Raw genomic sequence first — 17,957 nt, 5'->3', positions numbered from 1 at the left:
CTTCCCCGGGGAGGCCCCCGCCCTCCCCCGCATGGCATCCCGGCCGTATCCAGCCGCTCGGCCAACTGGCCCTGGCGGCAGCGGACTTGCCGGTCCTGCCGGACCTTCCAGATGCACGGGAACCCGTCGAAACCCCGGGTGCTCCCCGTGCCCGGGCCCCCTCCGGGCTCCGTGAATCGATCACCCCCACGTCCGGCGCCGGGGACACGGCTGTCGGCCTTCCCTGGCGCCTGACCTGTAGATCATTACTGGTCGCTTCGTGTCGATCAGGAGAAGCATGGTCAATCTAGACCATGAGGGCCCGTATGAAGAGAGGGTTGTGGGTAATTTGTGCTCAAGGCGTGGAGGGGGTTCCGCGGATCGGTGACCGCAGGCGAGGGCGGGGCGCGCGGTCTCGGCCACCCTGGGTCAGCCGGTGGGCGGCGACGGTGGCGTACAGCTCGTCCTCGCTGTGCGAAGGCCCGACGCCCGGAACACCGCCCGCGCCGACTCCTCGTCGATACGGTGGCCCAGCCGGTCGAGGAGGCCGGCGCCCGTGCGCAGCGTCCCGTGCTCCAGGGAGCGGCGGACTCCGGTGTCGAACTCGTGCCAGAGCAGGGGGTTGGCGGTCAGGATCCGGGGATCGAGTTCCAGCCGGTGGCCGTGGACGTCCCGCAGCACCAGGTGGGAGCGGACGCCGTCGCATTGCCGCACGGCGGCCAGGGCGTCCGTGCGGACGACGTACCGGCGACAGGGGGTGCGTGCGGCGAGCCAGCCGGGGCCCGCGCTCACCCGCTGGGGGAGCAGGACGGCGCCCACCGCCACGGACAGGGTCACCCAGAGCAGAGCGCGGGGAAGCGTCAGGCTTCCCGCGGCCCGGTCCACCAGGAGGCTCAGGCCGCAGAACGTCAGGGCGCAGCTTCCGGCGAGCCGGGCGCTGCCACGCCAGTGGCGGTCGCCGACGGGGCCTGAAGGTCCGCTCCGACGCATGCCCCTGACGCTAGGCGGCTGTGCTGGGCCGGCGACCGCTGCTTACGGAGACCTGGCATCGGGAGGGTGAATCCTGACGGGATCCTGACGTCTCCGCCGGAGCCGGTCCTCAGCCGGTGTGGACGCGAGGGCGGCGGGCGGGGTCCGGTTCCGCTTCCCGCAGCACCTCGCGGGTGACCGGGGCGACCTCGCCCTGGCCGAAGAGGAAGAAGCGCAGGAAGTTGGCGAACGGGCTGCCCTCGGTCCACTCGAAGTAGATGTGCGGGATGCAGCCGGTGACGTCCCTGGCGTGCAGGAGCAGAGCGGCGAGGGCGTTGGGGATGGAGGCGGAGTGCAGGGTCAGCACGCGGTAGCGGTCGTGCAGGATTTCGCCGTGGACGGTCAGGCCCGCCTCGAATTCGGACGGATCGGTGACCGTGACCTCGACGAAGACGAAGTCGTCCCGCTCCGGCATGTCGTTGTCCGCCCGGATCTGCTCGATCTTGTCGCGGTACTCGGCCTTGTCGCGGTGGCCGGGCTCGTTGGCGATGAAGCGGAGACGGCGGTGGGCCATGTCCCGGATGAACCGTTCCGCCAGCGGGTCGAGCGTCACACCGGTCACGCGCAGCTCGAACGCGCGGGCCAGCCTGGACAGCAGCGAGACCAGCATGATGCCCGCGATGAAGCAGGCGCCGATCTTGACGCCGTCCGGGCGTTCGAGGACGTTGACCACGGTCGTGTAGAGGAACACCACGGAGATCACGCCGAACCCGACGGTCCAGCCGTGCTGTCCGGCCTTGCGCGCGGCGATGGTCACCGCGATGGCGGCGGAGCTGATCAGCACCAGCACGCCGGTGGCGTAGGCGCTGCCCTGTTTGTCGACGTTGGCGTCGAAGATCCAGGTGACCAGGAAGGCGATGAGGGTGAAGACGATGACCATGGGGCGGACGGCACGCGCCCAGTGCGGGGCCATGCCGTAGCGGGGCAGGTAGCGCGGCATCAGGTTGAGCAGGCCGGCCATGGCGGAGGCGCCCGCGAACCACAGGATGGCGATCGTGGAGACGTCGTAGACCGTACCGAAGGCGCCACCGAGGTATTCGTGTGCGAGGTAGGCGAGCGCGCGTCCGTTGGCCTGGCCGCCCGCCTTGAACTCCTTCTCCGGGATCAGCACCGTGGTGATGAAGCTGGTGGCGATCAGGAAGGCGCTCATGATGAGCGCGGCCGTGGTGAGCAGCTTCCGCGTGTCGCGGATGCGGCCCGCGGGGTGCTCCTCGGTGTCGTCGGCGTCGCCCCGGACGTGCGGCATGACGGCGACGCCGGTCTCGAAGCCGGACAGGCCCAGGGCGAGTTTCGGGAAGATGACCAGGGCCAGACCGATCATGAGGAAGACGTTGCCGTGCTGCGCGGTCAGGGCACTGGTCCAGTCGGTGACCAGGTGAGCGGCGGTGAGGACGTGCCACAGGCCGGTGATCACGACGACCACGTTGAGCGCGAGGTAGATGCCGACCAGGGCGACCGCGACGCCGATCGCCTCCAGGAAGCCCTTCAGGAACACCGCACCGAGCAGGGCCACCAAGAAGAGTGTGATGAGCATCTGGTGGCCTTGGAGCGCGCTGGTGAGGTGCGGGTTCTGCACCAGGTGGGTCGACGCGTCCGCCGCCGAGAGAGTGATGGTGATCAGGAAGTCGGTGGCGGCGAAGCCCAGCAGGGTCAGGACGAACAGCTTGCCCTGCCAGAACGACAGCAGCCGCTCCAGCATCGCGATGGAGCCCTCGCCGTGCGGGCTCTCCTTCGCCACCCGGCGGTAGACCGGCAGGGCACCGGCCAGAGTGACCATGACCAGCACGACGGTGGCGATCGGCGACAGCAGACCGGCGGCCAGGGCCGCGATGCCCGGCTGGTAGCCGAGGGTGGAGAAGTAGTCGACACCGGTCAGGCACATCACCCGCCACCAGCGCTGGCCCTTGTGCGGAGGCTCGGGTGCGGCGTGCGGCCCGGTGTGACCGCCCTGCCGGCCCATGTCCGACAGCCCCTCCAGCATCCACGTCCGCAGGCGGCTGGACGGCGGATGTCCGGTGGTGACCATCGGGGTGCTCTCCTGGCGTACGGATCGACGGTGAATTTCGGCCATCACACGGACGGCCGCACCAGCGTAAGCAGAGAGTGACGCACAAGCCCACAGCAGGATGCCCGGCGGGCGCTAGGAAACCGTTAGGGAATCGTCGGGTGCATGCCCGTCACGGGGCAAAAGGGGAGGTCCTCGCGGTTCGCGCCGCTGCTTCGCCGTGCGGACTCCCAGGGCGGGCCGCCGGACCGAGGGGGAGACACAGCGTCACGTCATGCGTTCAGTCCCTGCCGTACCGCAGTCAGGGCGTGCCGGTCCGCGGGCTGCTCGCTCCGGGTGCCGGCACGCGTGCCGTCCGGGGCGGCCGCGACGACCCCGCGCACTGCTGCGGGGCAGGCGCGGCGTAAGGCCTCCGTCAAAATCCCGGGGACCGCCGTAAGAGGGCCGTCAACGGACCTCCTGACCCGGCTGCGAAGGCGGTTCTCTCTAACCGTCCGTTCGTCCGAACCTCATTCCAGGAGTCCGCGATGGCCGATCTGGCCTTCGTCGTCACCGTGCTCGCCGGTTTCGCGCTGGTGGCTCTCGTCGCCAAGGGGGTGACGAAGCTGTGACCGCCGAGAACACCGTCGGCCTGGCCGTGGCCGTCGCCCTGTTGGGATATCTCGTCCTCGCCCTGCTCTTCCCGGAGAGGTTCTGAGCGCCGAATGGGTCCCGTATTCGCCGGCGTGCTCCAACTGCTCGCCCTCGTGGGCGCGCTGGCGCTCGTCCACGCCCCCCTCGGCGCCTACTTCGCCCGGGTCTACTCCTCGAAGCGGCACCTGCGCGCCGAGCGCTGGATCTACCGGGCCATCGGCGCCGATCCCGACGCCGGGATGACCTGGCCCGCCTATCTGCGCGGTGTCCTCGCCTTCTCGGCCGTCGGCGTCCTCTTCCTCTACCTGCTGCAGCGTCTCCAGGGCGTCCTGCCCGGCTCGCTCGGCTTCTCCTCGGTCGGGCCGGCGCAGTCGTTCAACACGGCCGTGTCCTTCGTGACCAACACCAACTGGCAGTCCTACGCCGGCGAGCAGACCATGGGGCACGTCGTGCAGACCGCCGGTCTGGCCGTGCAGAACTTCGTCTCCGCCGCCGTGGGCATGGCCGTCGCGGTGGCGCTGGTGCGCGGATTCGCCCGTTCCCGCACGGGCGAGCTGGGCAACTTCTGGTCCGACCTGGTGCGCGGCACGCTGCGGATCCTGGTGCCGGGCGCGGCGGTCGCCGCGGTGGTCCTCGTCGCCTGCGGTGTCATCCAGAACTTCTCCGGGATCCACGAGGTCGGCCGGTTCATGGGCGGCGCGCAGGAGTGGAACGGCGGCGCGGTCGCCTCGCAGGAGGCCATCAAGGAGCTGGGAACCAACGGCGGCGGCTATTTCAACGCCAACTCCGCTCACCCGTTCGAGAACCCGACGCCCTTCACCAATCTCTTCGAGATCTTCCTGATCCTGGTGATCCCGTTCTCGCTGACCCGCACCTTCGGCTTGATGGTCGGCAGCGTGAAGCAGGGCTACGCGATCCTCGCCACGATGTTCACCATCTGGCTGGGCTTCGTCGCGCTGATGATGTGGACGGAGTTCGCCCACCACGGCCCGGCGCTGCAGGCGGCGGGCGGCGCGATGGAGGGCAAGGAGGTCCGCTTCGGCGTGGGCGGCTCGTCGATCTTCGCGGTGTCGACGACGTTGACGTCGACCGGTGCGGTGGACTCCTTCCACTCGTCGTTCACCGGCCTCGGCGGCGGGATAGCCATGCTGGGCATGATGCTGGGCGAGATCGCGCCCGGCGGCACCGGATCCGGCCTCTACGGCATGCTGATCATGGCGGTGATCGCGGTGTTCATCGCCGGTCTGATGGTGGGCCGCACGCCCGAGTACCTGGGCAAGAAGATCGGCGCCCGCGAGATGAAGCTCGCCGCCTGCTACATCCTCGTCACCCCCGCCCTGGTGCTGGTCTTCACGGCGGCCTCCATGGCCCTGCCGACCCCGCCGCACTCGATGCTCAACTCCGGTGCGCACGGCTTGTCCGAGGTGCTGTACGCGTTCACGTCCGCCGCGAACAACAACGGCTCGGCCTTCGCCGGTCTGAACGCGAACACCGACTGGTTCAACACGACGACCGGGCTGGCGATGCTGCTCGGCCGCTTCCTGCCGATGGTGTTCGTCCTCGCGCTGGCCGGCTCGCTCGCCGGACAGCGGCCGGTCCCGGTGACCGCGGGCACGCTGCGCACCGAGAAACCGCTGTTCACCGGACTGCTCGTCGGCGCCATCCTGATCATCACCGGTCTGACGTACTTCCCGGCCCTCGCGCTGGGCCCGCTGGCCGAGGGGCTGGCGTCATGACGATGCGAACGGAAAGCCACGAGGACGCGATGTCCACTCCCACCCTTGCGCCCCACCAGGACGCACCCACCGGGCACAGGCCCGCCGAGGGCCGTGTCGGGGCCGGCCTCTTCGACCCCGGGGCGCTGCTCAAGTCGCTGCCGGAAGCCTTCCGCAAGCTCGACCCGCGGGTGATGGTCAAGTCCCCCGTGATGTTCGTGGTGTGGATCGGCTCCGTGCTGACCACGGTCTTCTCCTGCCGGCACCCGGGCGACTGGTTCGGCTGGACCATCAGCGCCTGGCTGTGGCTCACCGTCGTCTTCGCCAACCTGGCGGAGGCGGTCGCCGAGGGCCGGGGCAAGGCCCAGGCCGACACCCTGCGCAAGGCCAAGACCGACACCGTCGCCCGCCGGCTGCTCACCGACGGCACCTCGGAGGAGCAGGTCCCCGGAACCGCGCTGGCCATCGGCGACCTGGTGGTCTGCGAGGCCGGCGACATCATCCCGGGTGACGGTGACGTCGTCGAGGGCGTCGCCTCGGTGGACGAGTCGGCGATCACCGGCGAGTCCGCCCCGGTCATCCGCGAGTCCGGCGGTGACCGGTCCGCGGTGACCGGTGGCACGAAGGTGCTGTCCGACCGGATCGTCATCAGGATCACGACAAGGCCGGGCGAGACCTTCATCGACCGGATGATCAACCTGGTCGAGGGCGCCGCCCGGCAGAAGACGCCGAACGAGCTCGCGCTGAACATCCTGCTGGCCTCGCTGACCATCGTCTTCCTGCTGGCCTGCGCCACCCTGCCGCCGCTCGCCGACCATGCCGGCACGCACCTGACGATGGTCGTGCTGGTGGCACTGCTGGTCTGCCTGATCCCGACCACGATCGGCGCCCTGCTGTCCGCGATCGGCATCGCGGGCATGGACCGCCTGGTGCAGCGCAACGTGCTGGCGATGTCCGGCCGGGCGGTCGAGGCCGCCGGTGACGTCTCCACGCTGCTGCTGGACAAGACCGGCACCATCACCTTCGGCAACCGACAGGCCGCCGAGTTCGTCCCGGTGAAGGGCACCACCGAGGCAGAGGTCGCCGACGCGGCCCAGCTGTCGTCCCTCGCGGACGAGACGCCCGAGGGCCGCTCCGTCGTCGTACTGGCCAAGGAGAAGTACGGGCTGCGCGAGCGCCATCAGGGCGAGCTGGCGCACGCGGAATGGATCGGGTTCACCGCTCAGACGCGCATGTCGGGTGTGGACGTCGACGGCCGCAGGGTTCGCAAGGGCGCCGCCGCCTCGGTCATCGCCTGGGTCGAGGAGCAGGGCGGAACGGTCGCCGAGGACGCGGACGGCACGGCCGACCGCATCTCCGAGTCCGGTGGCACCCCGCTGCTGGTCGCCGTCCACGACGCCAAGGGCGCGCGAGTGCTCGGCGTCGTCCACCTCAAGGACGTCGTCAAGCACGGCATGCGCGGGAGGTTCGAGGAACTGCGCCGCATGGGCATCAGGACCGTGATGATCACCGGCGACAACCCGCTGACCGCGAAGGCGATCGCCGAGGAGGCGGGTGTGGACGACTTCCTCGCGGAGGCCACGCCCGAGGACAAGATGGCCCTCATCAAGCGGGAGCAGGCGGGCGGCAGGCTGGTCGCGATGACCGGTGACGGAACCAATGACGCGCCGGCCCTGGCCCAGGCGGACGTCGGCGTGGCGATGAACACCGGTACGTCGGCCGCCAAGGAGGCCGGCAACATGGTCGACCTCGACTCCGATCCGACCAAGCTCATCGAGATCGTCGAGATCGGCAAGCAACTCCTCATCACCCGCGGCGCGCTGACGACGTTCTCCATCGCCAACGACGTGGCGAAGTACTTCGCGATCATCCCGGCCCTGTTCGCGGCGGTCCACCCGGGCCTGGACGAGCTGAACATCATGCGGCTGTCCTCGCCGGACTCCGCGATCCTGTCGGCCGTCGTCTTCAACGCGCTGATCATCGTCGCGCTGGTGCCGCTCTCCCTGAAGGGCGTGCGCTACCGGCCGATGAGCGCGGACCGGATGCTGCGCCGCAACCTCGTCCTCTACGGCGTCGGCGGACTGATCGCGCCCTTCGTCGGCATCAAGATCATCGACCTGCTCGTCTCCATCGTCCCCGGGCTGTGACTTCTCAAAGGCGTGCTGATCACCATGAACAACTCCCTCACCAACACCGCCCGGTTGCTCGGGGCGGGCCTGCGCGCCCTGCTCGCGCTGACGCTGGTCACCGGTGTCGTCTACCCGCTGGTCGTCACCGGCGTCGCCCAAGGGCTGTTCCACGGCCAGGCCAACGGCTCCGCGGTCGAGGCGGACGGCAGGGCCGTCGGATCGTCACTGATCGGGCAGTCCTACAGCCCGCCGTCGAAGAAGGGGCAGGAGACCGCGGAACCCGACCTGAGGTGGTTCCAGGGCCGCCCGGCGCACGGGCTCGGCACCAACAGCGTCAACACGCGGTACAAGCTGCTGCTGTCCGGTGCCACCAACCTGTCCGCCGACGACAGGACCCTCGTCGAGCAGGTGCGGGACGCCAAGGCCGCGGTCGTCCGGGACAACTCCGTGCCCGGACACACCGTCAAGGCGTCGGACGTCCCCGCCGACGCCGTCACCTCATCGGGCTCCGGCCTCGACCCGGACATCTCCCCGGCCTACGCCGAACTCCAGGTCCGCCGCGTCGCCGCGCGCAACGGACTGTCCGCCGCACGGGTGGAGAAGCTGGTCAGGGACCACACCACGGGCCGTACCCTGGGCTTCATCGGCGAGCCCCGGGTGAACGTCCTGGAACTCAACATCGCGCTCGAGGACCTCGTGTCGAAGCACTGAGGGCCTCGGGCATCCACACGGCAGCCGACGGCCCGGAAGGCATGCCGGTTCCGTCGGTTCCCGCCGCCATGGAGTCGGTCGCCGCGCTCGGAGTGCGGACGGCACGACGTACGACAGGAAAGGCACAGCCATGACCCGGGTGCTCGTGGTGGAGGACGACCCGCAGCTCGTCCGGGCCCTCGTCATCAACCTGCAGGCACGTCACTACGGCGTGGACGCCGCCCCCGACGGGGCCACCGCACTCCGGCTCGCCGCCGCGCGTCAGCCCGACGTGATCCTGCTCGACCTCGGCCTGCCCGACATGGACGGCGTCGACGTCATCAAGGGCCTGCGGGGCTGGAGCCGGGTGCCGATCCTGGTCCTGTCCGCCCGGCAGGGGTCCGGCGAGAAGGTGGCCGCGCTGGACGCCGGTGCCGACGACTACGTCACCAAGCCCTTCAGCATGGACGAACTGCTGGCCCGGCTGCGGGCCGCCGTCCGCCGGACCGAGGACGCGCCGATCACTCCCGAGACGGCGCTGGTCGAAACGGAGGACTTCCACATCGACCTGCTCGCCAAGAAGGTCGTCCGGGACGGACGGGACGTCCGGCTGACCCCCACCGAGTGGCACCTGCTGGAGATCCTGGTGACCAATCCGGGCCGGCTGATCACACAGCAGTACCTCCTCCAGGAGGTGTGGGGTTTTCCCCAGAGCAACAAGACCAACTATCTGCGCGTCTACATGGCCCAGTTGCGCCGCAAACTGGAGACGGACCCCTCCCACCCCCGCTACCTGATCACCGAGCCCGGCATGGGCTATCGCTTCGAAGGCTGACATGTCGCGCGGCAAACTGCGGATCTACCTCGGCGCGGCCCCCGGCGTCGGCAAGACCTACGCCATGCTGTCGGAGGCACACCGCCGCGTCGAGCGGGGCACCGACTGCGTGGTCGCCTTCGTCGAGCACTATCACCGGCCACGCACCGAAGTGATGCTGCACGGCCTGGAGCAGGTGCCGCGCCGGGAGATCGAGTACCGGGGAAGCGTCTTCACCGAGATGGACCTCGACGCCGTCCTGCGGCGTGCCCCCGCCGTCGCCCTGGTCGACGAACTCGCCCACACCAACATCCCCGGCTCCCGCAACACCAAGCGCTGGCAGGACGTGGAGGAACTGCTCGCCGCCGGCATCGACGTCGTCGCCACCGTCAACATCCAGCACCTGGAATCGCTCGGCGACGTGGTGGAATCGATCACCGGGGTGCGGCAGCGGGAGACCGTCCCCGACGAGGTCGTACGCCGGGCCGACCAGATCGAACTGGTCGACATGTCACCGGAGGCGCTGCGGCGCCGCATGGCGCACGGCAACATCTACCGGCCGGACAAGGTCGACGCGGCCCTGTCCAACTACTTCCGGCCCGGGAACCTGACCGCGCTGCGGGAACTGGCCCTGCTGTGGGTGGCCGACCGGGTCGACGAGTACCTGAAGGAGTACCGCAGCGAACACCACGTCACGACCATCTGGGGCTCCCGCGAGCGGATCGTGGTCGGCCTGACCGGCGGCCCCGAGGGACGCACCCTGGTCCGGCGGGCCGCGCGGCTGGCGGAGAAGGGCGCCGGCGGCGAGCTCATGGCCGTCTACATCTCCCGCAGCGACGGCCTCACCGCCGCCTCCCCGGAGGAACTGGCTCTCCAGCGCACCCTGGTCGAGGACCTCGGCGGCACCTTCCACCACGTCGTCGGCGACGACATCCCGGCCGCCCTGCTCGACTTCGCCCGGGGCGCCAACGCCACCCAGATCATGCTGGGTGTCTCCCGGCGCAAGAACTGGCAGTACGTCTTCGGCCCCGGAGTCGGCGCCACGGTCGCCCGCGAGTCCGGCCCCGATCTCGACGTCCATCTCATCACGCACGACGCGGCGGGCAAGGGCCGCGGACTGCCGATGGCGCGCGGAGCGCGCCTGGGACGGTCCCGGGTCATCTGGGGCTGGCTCGTCGGTCTGCTCGGCCCCGTCCTGCTCGCCGGGCTCCTCATCGGCGCCACTTCGGACATCGGCCTCGCCAACGACATGCTGCTGTTCCTGACCCTGACGGTGGCGGCGGCCCTGCTGGGCGGGCTCCTCCCGGCGCTGGCCTCGGCGCTGGCCGGCTCCTTGCTGATCAACTGGTACTTCACCCCGCCCACGCACACCCTGACGATCGCCGACCCGCAGAACATCCTCGCCATCGCGATCTTCGTCGGGGTCGCCGTGTCGGTGGCCTCGGTGGTGGACCTCGCCGCCCGCCGCACCCATCTGGCCGCGCGCCTGCGTGCCGAGTCGGAGATCCTCTCCTTCCTCGCCGGACACGTCCTGCGCGGCGAGACCACGCTGGAGGCGCTGCTGGAACGGGTCCGCGAGACCTTCGGCATGGAATCGGTGGCCCTGCTGGAGCGGACCGGCGAGACCGCGCCCTGGACCTGCGCCGGCAGTGTGGGACCCCGGCCCGCGAAGATCCCGGAGGACGCGGACGTCGACGTCCCCGTCAGCGACCACATGGCCCTGTCCCTGCGCGGCCGGGTGCTGCCAGCCGCCGACCGCCGGGTACTGGCCGCGTTCGCCGCGCAGGCCGCCGTCGTCCTGGAACGCCGGCGCCTGCAGCTGGAGGCCGACCGGGCCGAGGAACTGGCCGAGGGCAACCGCATCCGCACCGCCCTGCTCGCCGCCGTCAGCCACGACCTGCGCACCCCGCTCGCCGGCATCAAGGCCGCCGTGTCCTCACTGCGCTCCGACGACGTCGAGTGGTCCGAACAGGACCGGGCGGAGCTCCTGGAGGCCATCGAGGAAGGCGCCGACCGGCTCGACCACCTCGTCGGCAACCTGCTGGACATGTCCCGCCTGCAGACGGGCACGGTGGCCCCCATCATCCGCGAGACCGACCTCGACGAGGTCGTGCCCATGGCACTGGGCGGCGTTCCCGAGGCGGGCGTGGAACTCGACATCCCCGAGACGCTCCCCATGGTCCACGTCGACCGGGGCCTGCTGGAGCGAGCCGTCGCCAACATCGTCGAGAACGCCGTCAAGTACAGCCCGGCGGGGGAAAAGGTCCTCGTGTCGGCGAGCGCCCTCGCCGACCGGGTCGAGGTACGGGTCGTCGACCGCGGCCCCGGGGTCCCGGACGAGGCGAAGGACCGCATCTTCGAAGCCTTCCAGCGGTACGGCGACTCGCCCCGCGGTCTCGGCGTCGGCCTCGGCCTGGCCGTCGCGCGCGGCTTCGCCGAGGCCATCGGCGGCACGCTCACCGCCGAAGACACCCCCGGCGGCGGCCTGACCATGGTGCTCGCCGTGCCGACGGCCCCGGAGCGGCGACCGGAACACCAGGACCTGCCGACAGCGCCCACGTCCTGAAGACCCCGGACGCCCGTCGGCACGGTCTCGCGGTCGGCGATGCGAGGGGGTTGACCGCGGTGCGTGGCGTCGTTAACTTTCGAGAAGTCTGCTACTCGGACACCGTTCGTGATATCGAACGACGTTCTGCCTCGCCGAGCCGCTGAGCGGAGGCTGGGGCACGTCTGAACAGCACCTCCCGTAAGAAACGGCACGTGTGCAGTCGCTCCCGTTCATGGGAGCGCTCCCATAGGTCCGTAGCCGGGCCGGCAGCCAAGAGGAGGCGACATGACCCAGAGTCAGCACGAGCCCGTGAGCGGGGAGCGGAGACCGCCGAGCCGGAGGACCGTCCTGGCGACGATGGGGGCCCTGCCCGTGCTCACGGCCGCGGCGTCGGTCGCGGGGGCCTCCGGTGCCGCGGCCTCCGGTGCCGCGGCCGTGACGGCCGCCGCCGCGGCGGTCGTCGATCCGTCGGCCACCCGGCAGACGATCCGGGGCTTCGGCGGCATGAGCCATGCGGCCTGGGCCGGCGACCTGACGGCGGCCCAGCGGGACACGGCGTTCGGCACCGGCGACGGGCGGCTCGGGTTCTCTCTGCTGAGGATTCCCGTGCCCGAGGACCAGGCGGCCTGGAGCCGTGATCTGGCGACGGCGAAGCGCGCGGCCGAACTCGGGGTGAGCGTCATCGCGTCGCCGTGGAATCCCCCCGCCTCCATGGTCGAGACCTTCGTCCGCGGCAGCCAGACCAACGCGCGACGTCTCAGGTACGACATGTACGGCGCCTACGCCCAGCACCTCAATGACTTCACCACCTACCTGCGGAACAACGGGGTGAATCTGTACGGCATTTCGGTGCAGAACGAGCCCGACTACGCCTATGACTGGACCTGGTGGACCTCCACCGAGATGCTGCGGTTCCTGCGGGAGAACGCCGGCTCGATCGGCACCAGGGTCATCGCCCCGGAGTCTTTCCAGTACCTCAGGAGCACGACCGACCCGATCCTCAACGACCCGGCGGCGCTCGCCAACGTGGACGTGATCGGCACCCATCTCTACGGCACGCCGTACGCGAACTTCCCCTACCCCCTCTTCCAGCAGAAGGGCGCGGGCAAGGAACTCTGGATGACGGAGGTCTACTACCCCAACAGCACGGATTCGGCGGACCTCTGGCCCCAGGCGCTCGACGTGGGGGAGCACCTCCACCGCGCCATGGTGGAGGGCGGGTTCCAGGCGTACATCTGGTGGTACATCCGGCGCAGTTACGGCCCGATGCGCGAGGACGGCAACATCAGCAAGCGCGGCGCCATGATGGCGCACTTCGCCAGGTTCGTGCGGCCCGGGTACGTGCGGGTCGAGGCGACGGCGCAACCGGCGTCGAACGTCTACGTCTCGGCGTACCGGGGCGGCGGCTCCACCGTCGTCGTCGCCGTCAACAAGGCGACCGCCGCGGTGAGTCAGCAGTTCACTCTGGCGAACAGCACCGCGTCCACCGTCTCGTCCTGGCTGACCGACGCGAGCAGGAACGTCGCGTCGCAGGGCACGACCGGCGTGTCGAACGGCTCCTTCACCGTCACGCTTCCCGCTCGGAGCGCGATGACGTTCGTTATCCGCTGATCCGGCCCCCCGACCCCCGGCCCCCCGGCGCGTCAGAGGTCCAGGGCCTCCGGGCGGTGTCGGAGGGCGGTCAGGGGCTCGGAGGTGGCGAGGGCCGCGGCGTGGCCGGGGGGTGCCGGGAGGTCGGTCAGCCAGGGGGCGGAGCGGGGCCAGTCGGGGACGCGCGGCGCGGTGGCCCGGGGGCCGGCGACGTCGACCAGGACGGGCGGGGCGGCGAGGCCGTGTCCGGTGAGCTTGATGGCGGCTTCCTTGCGGGCCCAGGCGGTGAGGAAGGCTCCCCGGCGGGCCTCGGCGGGGAGCCTGAGGTGGGCGCGGTGCTCGGCGGAGGTGAGGGCGGTACGGGCGAGACCCTCCACGTCGCGGTGCGGGCCGACGGTGTCCAGGTCCGCGCCGACCCGCCCCGAGCCGACCACGGCGATCAGGAGCCACTCCTCGGAGTGGGAGACCGAGTAGTCGAAGGGAGCACCGGGGACACGGGGCCGGCCGTGCGAGGGGTGGTCGCAGCGCTCGCAGCCGCGCACCGGGCGGACGGTCTCCGGGGGGACGCCGAGGTAGCGGGCGGCGACGAGGCGTTGCGCGGCGCGGGAGGTCACCAGCGAGGCGCCGGAGGGGGTGGCGCCGAGCAGGGTGAGACGGTCGCGCTCCCGGGGGGACAACAGCGGTACCCAGGCGGGACGGTGACGGACCGGCAGAAACCAGAGGTCGCAGACGCCCGGGGCCGGCGGGGCGAGCCGGGCCGGCGGAGCGGTGGCGGCGAGGGCGGGCCCGGAGCTCATGGCGCCTCCTGGAGGTGGCGGGCGCCGGGCACGGGAGCCTGGCGGCCGTCCGCGTGCTCGGCGGGTGTGGGGGCCGGGCGGCCGTCCGCGTGCTCGGTGTGCGGGGCGGGCGCGAGGGCCGGGGCGGTCGGCGGCGGCAGGGAACCGAGCAGGTGGGCGACCGCCGCGGCGAGCTGCGGGTCGGGGTGCGGGAGGTCCGGTCCGGCGGGCGGCAGCTCGACGGTGACGTCGGGCTCCACACCGCGGTTCTCCAGGCCCGTGCCGACGCCGGTGAGGTGGTAGCAGAACTCCGGCTGGGTGGTGAGGGTGCCGTCGACGAGACGGTGCCGGGGCCAGGTGGCGATGGTGCCTCCCCAGGTGCGGGTGCCGATCAGCGCCCCCAGGCCGCGGACGCGGAACATGTGACCGAAGATCTCCCCGTCGGAGCCGGTCTGCTCGTTGACCAGCGCCACCATCGGGCCGTGCGGCGCTTCCAGCGGGTACGGCACCTCGCCGCTCCAGCGGCTGTGCTCCACCCCGGCGCGGCGGCGGGCGAGCCGGTCCAGAATCATCGGGGACGCGCTGCCCCCGCCGTTGTGGCGGACGTCCACGATCAGCCCCTCGTGGTCGAGGCCGGTGAGGAACTGGCGGACGAAGTCGGCGTACCCCGTATGGAACATGTCGGGTATGTGCAGGTAGGCCAGCCGGCCGCCGGAGGCGTCGTCGACCCAGCGGCGGTTGGCCTCCACCCACTCCACGTACCGGGCGCGTCCCTCGTCGCGGGCCGCGCGCACGGTGACCCGCCGGGGGGCCGCGCCGGGGCGCAGCACCGTCAACTCCACCTCGCGGCCGGCCAGTCCGGCGAGCAGTTCGTCGGGGCCGAGCGGGCCGACGGGCCGGGCGTCGACGGCGACGACCTCGTCGCCGGCGCGGATGTCCACGCCGGGCAGGCCGCAGGGGGACGTGGCCTCCGGGTTCCACGGCTCGCCGCGCACCACGCGGGCGATCCGCCAGCCGCCGCCGGGTCCGGTTGCGGGCTCCCAGTCGACGCCGAGGCGGCCCTGGCCCCCGCCGGGACCGGGCGGCCGGACGTGGTCGCCGCCGCGCTCATAGGCGTGCGAGGTGGCCAGTTCGCCCTGCAACTCCCAGAGCAGATCGGACAGTTCGGACCGGGTGGCGACCCGTTCGAGCAGCGGGAGGTAGCGGTCGTGGACCGCCTCCCAGTCGACACCGGACATCCCGGAGTGCCAGAAGCCCTCCTTCTGCAGCCGCCACGCCTCCCGGTACATCTGCCGCCACTCGGCGGCCGGGCGGAAGGGCACGGTCACCCGGGCCAGGTCGATCCAGCCGGTCTCGCGGCCGGGCGGGGAGACGACGTCGTCGTAGTCCTCGACGTCGGCCCTGGGCACTCCGGCGGGCACCATCCGGACGCGGTGCTCGTGCCGGTACAGCAGGAACGCGCCCGAGGGGTCGGTGTCGGTCTCGTCGACCGGGGAGAGGTAGTCCTCCATGGTCTCCCCGGTGGCCAGCTCGACCAGGGTCACCGTGCCCTCGCGGGTACGGCCGCGGTCCTCGGGCCCGTCGGCGGGCGGGCCGCCCAGCGGCACGCCGAGCACCAGCACGGACTCGGGCAGGCCGCGCACCGCCGCGTACCGGCCGTGCGGGAGCGGCAGCGCGACGACGCGGCCGTCCGCCCCGTCCAGGTCGATGCGCACCCGCACCGGCTGCTCGGCGTCGGCGTCCGGGGCCGGTGCGCCGCTGAACGGCGGGGGCGTGCCGGCGGTGAGGAGGACGGCGTAGGGGCGGGCGCCGAGCGGGAAGCCGATGTCGAACTGGACCTGGTCGTACTCGGGCAGCAGGTCGCGCTGGCCGAGGAAGTACAGGTAGCGGCCCAGCGGGTCGAAGGCGGGGGCGAAGTCGCGCAGCACCGGAGAGGTGAGCCGCGCGGTGCGGCCGGTGCCGGGCTCGGCGACCTTGACGGCGGTGGTGCGCCGGGTGCCCGGGAAGGTGTACGCGAGCCAGCGGCCGTCCGGTGACCAGGCCAGGTCCTCGATCCTGTCGTACGGGCTGCCGTCCAGCAGGCGGGGTTCCGGGTGGGCCGCGTCGGTGTCGACGCTCCACAACTGCTGCCGGTTGGTGGCGAACGCGACCTGCCCGCCGACGGGGGCGGCGGCCAGGTCGGTGACGTAGCCGATGTCGCCCAGCGGCACGGAGCCGAGCTCTGCCCCGCCCTCCGCGGGCAGCAGGACGAGCCGCTCGCCGGGGGCGTCGTCCCCGGCCGCGGCGACCAGGCGGGTTCCGTCGGCGAGCCACTGCGGCAGCCGGTAGCGCACCCCGTCCGGGGCGCCGTGGCGGCGGACCGGGCCGTCGAACGGGGCGAGGGTGAACACCTTGCCCCGGGAGGCTACGACCAGACGGGACGCGTCGGGGGAGAGCCGGGCGTGTTCGAGGTCGCCGGCGGCGGACACGATCCGGCGCCGGTGCTGCGCTCCGGAGGGGGTGACGGTGACCGGGATCGGACGGTCGCCGCCGTCGGGGCAGGCCGGGTCGAGCAGGCGCAGCCGCGCGCCGTGGTGGTAGACCAGCCGCTCTCCGTCGGTGGTCAGCCCGCGGACGTAGTAGTCGGTGTGGTGGGTGTGCCGGGTCAGGCCGGAGCCGTCCGGGCGGCAGGAGTGGACGTTGCCGGTGCCGTCGTGGTCCGAGACGAAGTAGATCCGGTCGCCGGCCCAGCACGGGAACGCCGGGTTGCCCGGCGGGAGTTCGAGACGGCGGAAGGAGCCGGACCCGTCGGCGTCCACCCACAGTTCGCCCGCCGCGCCGCCCCGGTACCGCTTGCGGCGGGCCGGGTCGGCGAGGGAACGGCCGATCACCAGCCCGCCGTCCGGGCCGTAGGCGACCGAGGCCGCCGGGCCGGCCTCCAGCAGGCGCGGCGGGCCGCCGCCGGGGGCGACCGCGAACAGCCGGCGGCCGAAACCGGTGGGCAGTCCGGCGGTCGTCGCGTAGACCACGTCGCCGGTGCGCGGCTGCCAGCCGAGGACCAGGCAGTCGCCGGCCTGGCCGGTGAGCCGGCGGACCGGGCCGCCGCCGACGGGGATCACACACACCTCCGGCGTGCCCTCGGGGGCCGCGGTGAACGCGACCAGCCGTCCGTCGGGGGACAGCCGCGGCCCCGAACACGGCCCGGCCCCGCCCGCGGTGAGCCGACGGGCGACGCCCCCGTCGGCGGGCACCGACCAAAGGTCGTCCTCGCAGACGAAGACCACCAGGTCGCCCGCGAGAGTGGGCTGCCGCAGATAGCCGGACCCGCCGGCCGGCACCACGTCGGCCGGGGGCGCGGCGGGCGGATCCGCGGCGGGTGAGGTCACGGTGGGTGAGGCCGTGGTGGGCGGGGTGGTGGCGGGTGAGGTCACGGTGGACGGGGGCGCGGCGTTCGAGGTCACGGCGGGTTGGGGCACGGCGGGTGAGGTCACGGGGCGGTCCGGCTCCGGATGCGGTCGGCGATCTCCCGCCGGCGGCGCGCGGCCTCCTCGGCGCGCTGCCGCACGTCCTCCTCGTCCTCGGTCCAGTAGCAGGCGGTCCGCCACTCGCCGACCGTGTACGAGTCGTAGGCGCAGCGGACCTGCCGCTGCTCCGCCAGTTCCCGGGCCGCCACCAGCATGGTGTTGTGCTCGAGGACCTGGCTGATCACCACCCGCATGTTCAGCTCCTCCCGCACATGGGTGTGGGCGGCGGCCACCGCCGCCGCGCCGAACGGGCCCCGGTGGCTGGGCAGTACGCCGAAGGACAGTTCGCAGGTCTGGCTCCGCCAGTCGATGGAGGTGATCCAGGCGAAGCCGATCGGTTCCCCGCCCCGCCCGCACATCGTGAAGAACCGCCAGTCGGCCTGCTGTTCGGTGATGGCGAGGTGCTGTCGCTTCGTCAGGGCGTCGTCGGAGCTGCTGACGGCGAAGTCGGTGAGGTTGGCCTGGAACCGGGACTCGCGCAGCAGTGCGGTGCGCAGCGGGATGTCCGCCTCGGTGAAGTGGCGGACGGTGACGAGCGCCATGGGG

General features: G+C 71.9%; 12 protein-coding genes. 7 read left to right on the top strand and 5 right to left on the bottom strand.

Annotated features, from left to right (window positions below):
• Positions 1 to 408: 408 nt before the first annotated feature.
• Together ACZ5GT_RS06150 and ACZ5GT_RS06145 are read right to left on the bottom strand one after the other, a co-directional pair.
• Positions 409 to 969 carry a hypothetical protein gene (locus ACZ5GT_RS06150; RefSeq protein ID WP_469015103.1) on the bottom strand — a complete coding sequence of 187 codons (561 nt, stop codon included), beginning with the start codon at positions 967 to 969 and terminating at the stop codon, positions 409 to 411.
• Between the two features lie 109 nt (positions 970 to 1,078).
• Positions 1,079 to 3,034: an APC family permease gene (locus tag ACZ5GT_RS06145; RefSeq protein WP_469015096.1), complete on the bottom strand. Its 1,956-nt coding sequence runs from the start codon at positions 3,032 to 3,034 to the stop codon at positions 1,079 to 1,081.
• A 586-nt stretch (positions 3,035 to 3,620) separates the two neighbouring features.
• On the opposite strand from ACZ5GT_RS06145, the gene kdpF reads away from it, so the two are divergent.
• The 7 genes from kdpF to xynC all read left to right on the top strand — a co-directional run bounded on the left by kdpF (position 3,621) and on the right by xynC (position 13,153).
• Complete coding sequence (kdpF, locus tag ACZ5GT_RS06140) at positions 3,621 to 3,710, top strand: K(+)-transporting ATPase subunit F (RefSeq protein ID WP_324785251.1); 90 nt, start codon at positions 3,621 to 3,623, stop codon at positions 3,708 to 3,710.
• A 7-nt stretch (positions 3,711 to 3,717) separates the two neighbouring features.
• Complete coding sequence (gene kdpA / locus ACZ5GT_RS06135) at positions 3,718 to 5,382, top strand: potassium-transporting ATPase subunit KdpA (protein WP_469015092.1); 1,665 nt, start codon at positions 3,718 to 3,720, stop codon at positions 5,380 to 5,382.
• Positions 5,379 to 7,508, top strand: coding sequence for a potassium-transporting ATPase subunit KdpB (gene kdpB, locus ACZ5GT_RS06130; protein WP_469015090.1), 2,130 nt, complete (start codon positions 5,379 to 5,381; stop codon positions 7,506 to 7,508). Before kdpA ends, kdpB begins: the two co-directional genes overlap by 4 nt.
• 24 nt (positions 7,509 to 7,532) lie before the next feature.
• Entirely contained in the window at positions 7,533 to 8,201 is a 669-nt protein-coding gene (locus tag ACZ5GT_RS06125) for a potassium-transporting ATPase subunit C (protein ID WP_469015437.1), read from the top strand.
• A gap of 130 nt (positions 8,202 to 8,331) precedes the next feature.
• Positions 8,332 to 9,015 (top strand): response regulator, encoded by a 684-nt coding sequence (locus ACZ5GT_RS06120; protein WP_469015086.1) that lies wholly within the window; start codon positions 8,332 to 8,334, stop codon positions 9,013 to 9,015.
• Position 9,016: 1 nt separating this feature from the next.
• Positions 9,017 to 11,560 (top strand): DUF4118 domain-containing protein, encoded by a 2,544-nt coding sequence (locus ACZ5GT_RS06115; protein WP_469015083.1) that lies wholly within the window; start codon positions 9,017 to 9,019, stop codon positions 11,558 to 11,560.
• A 267-nt stretch (positions 11,561 to 11,827) separates the two neighbouring features.
• Positions 11,828 to 13,153 (top strand): glucuronoarabinoxylan endo-1,4-beta-xylanase XynC, encoded by a 1,326-nt coding sequence (gene xynC, locus ACZ5GT_RS06110; RefSeq protein WP_469015079.1) that lies wholly within the window; start codon positions 11,828 to 11,830, stop codon positions 13,151 to 13,153.
• A 32-nt stretch (positions 13,154 to 13,185) separates the two neighbouring features.
• Here the strand turns inward: xynC and ACZ5GT_RS06105 are convergent, their stop codons facing one another.
• Genes ACZ5GT_RS06105 through ACZ5GT_RS06095 form a run of 3 tightly spaced genes read right to left on the bottom strand, consistent with a single transcriptional unit; the run spans position 13,186 to position 17,953 of the window.
• Positions 13,186 to 13,929, bottom strand: coding sequence for a 4'-phosphopantetheinyl transferase family protein (locus ACZ5GT_RS06105; RefSeq protein ID WP_469015075.1), 744 nt, complete (start codon positions 13,927 to 13,929; stop codon positions 13,186 to 13,188).
• A complete protein-coding gene (locus ACZ5GT_RS06100; protein WP_469015070.1) occupies positions 13,926 to 17,348 on the bottom strand; it encodes a S41 family peptidase in 3,423 nt (1,140 codons plus the stop codon). The genes ACZ5GT_RS06105 and ACZ5GT_RS06100 overlap by 4 nt, the downstream gene beginning before the upstream one ends.
• A 26-nt stretch (positions 17,349 to 17,374) precedes the next feature.
• A complete protein-coding gene (locus tag ACZ5GT_RS06095; RefSeq protein ID WP_469015065.1) occupies positions 17,375 to 17,953 on the bottom strand; it encodes a GNAT family N-acetyltransferase in 579 nt (192 codons plus the stop codon).
• Positions 17,954 to 17,957: the final 4 nt, after the last annotated feature.

The sequence above is a fragment of the Streptomyces sp. NPDC031340 genome, from assembly GCF_055569945.1.
Note: the sequence above shows the minus strand (reverse complement) of the source record. Positions and strands in the feature narration are given on the sequence as shown.

Bases quoted from the DNA above. Each gene is read 5' to 3' on its own strand.
- ACZ5GT_RS06150 (WP_469015103.1), bottom strand. From the start codon at position 969: ATGCGTCGGAGCGGACCTTCAGGCCCCGTCGGCGACCGCCACTGGCGT.
- ACZ5GT_RS06145 (WP_469015096.1), bottom strand. From the start codon at position 3,034: ATGGTCACCACCGGACATCCGCCGTCCAGCCGCCTGCGGACGTGGATG.
- kdpA (WP_469015092.1), top strand. From the start codon at position 3,718: ATGGGTCCCGTATTCGCCGGCGTGCTCCAACTGCTCGCCCTCGTGGGC.
- kdpB (WP_469015090.1), top strand. From the start codon at position 5,379: ATGACGATGCGAACGGAAAGCCACGAGGACGCGATGTCCACTCCCACC.
- ACZ5GT_RS06125 (WP_469015437.1), top strand. From the start codon at position 7,533: ATGAACAACTCCCTCACCAACACCGCCCGGTTGCTCGGGGCGGGCCTG.
- ACZ5GT_RS06120 (WP_469015086.1), top strand. From the start codon at position 8,332: ATGACCCGGGTGCTCGTGGTGGAGGACGACCCGCAGCTCGTCCGGGCC.
- ACZ5GT_RS06115 (WP_469015083.1), top strand. From the start codon at position 9,017: ATGTCGCGCGGCAAACTGCGGATCTACCTCGGCGCGGCCCCCGGCGTC.
- xynC (WP_469015079.1), top strand. From the start codon at position 11,828: ATGACCCAGAGTCAGCACGAGCCCGTGAGCGGGGAGCGGAGACCGCCG.
- ACZ5GT_RS06105 (WP_469015075.1), bottom strand. From the start codon at position 13,929: ATGAGCTCCGGGCCCGCCCTCGCCGCCACCGCTCCGCCGGCCCGGCTC.
- ACZ5GT_RS06095 (WP_469015065.1), bottom strand. From the start codon at position 17,953: ATGGCGCTCGTCACCGTCCGCCACTTCACCGAGGCGGACATCCCGCTG.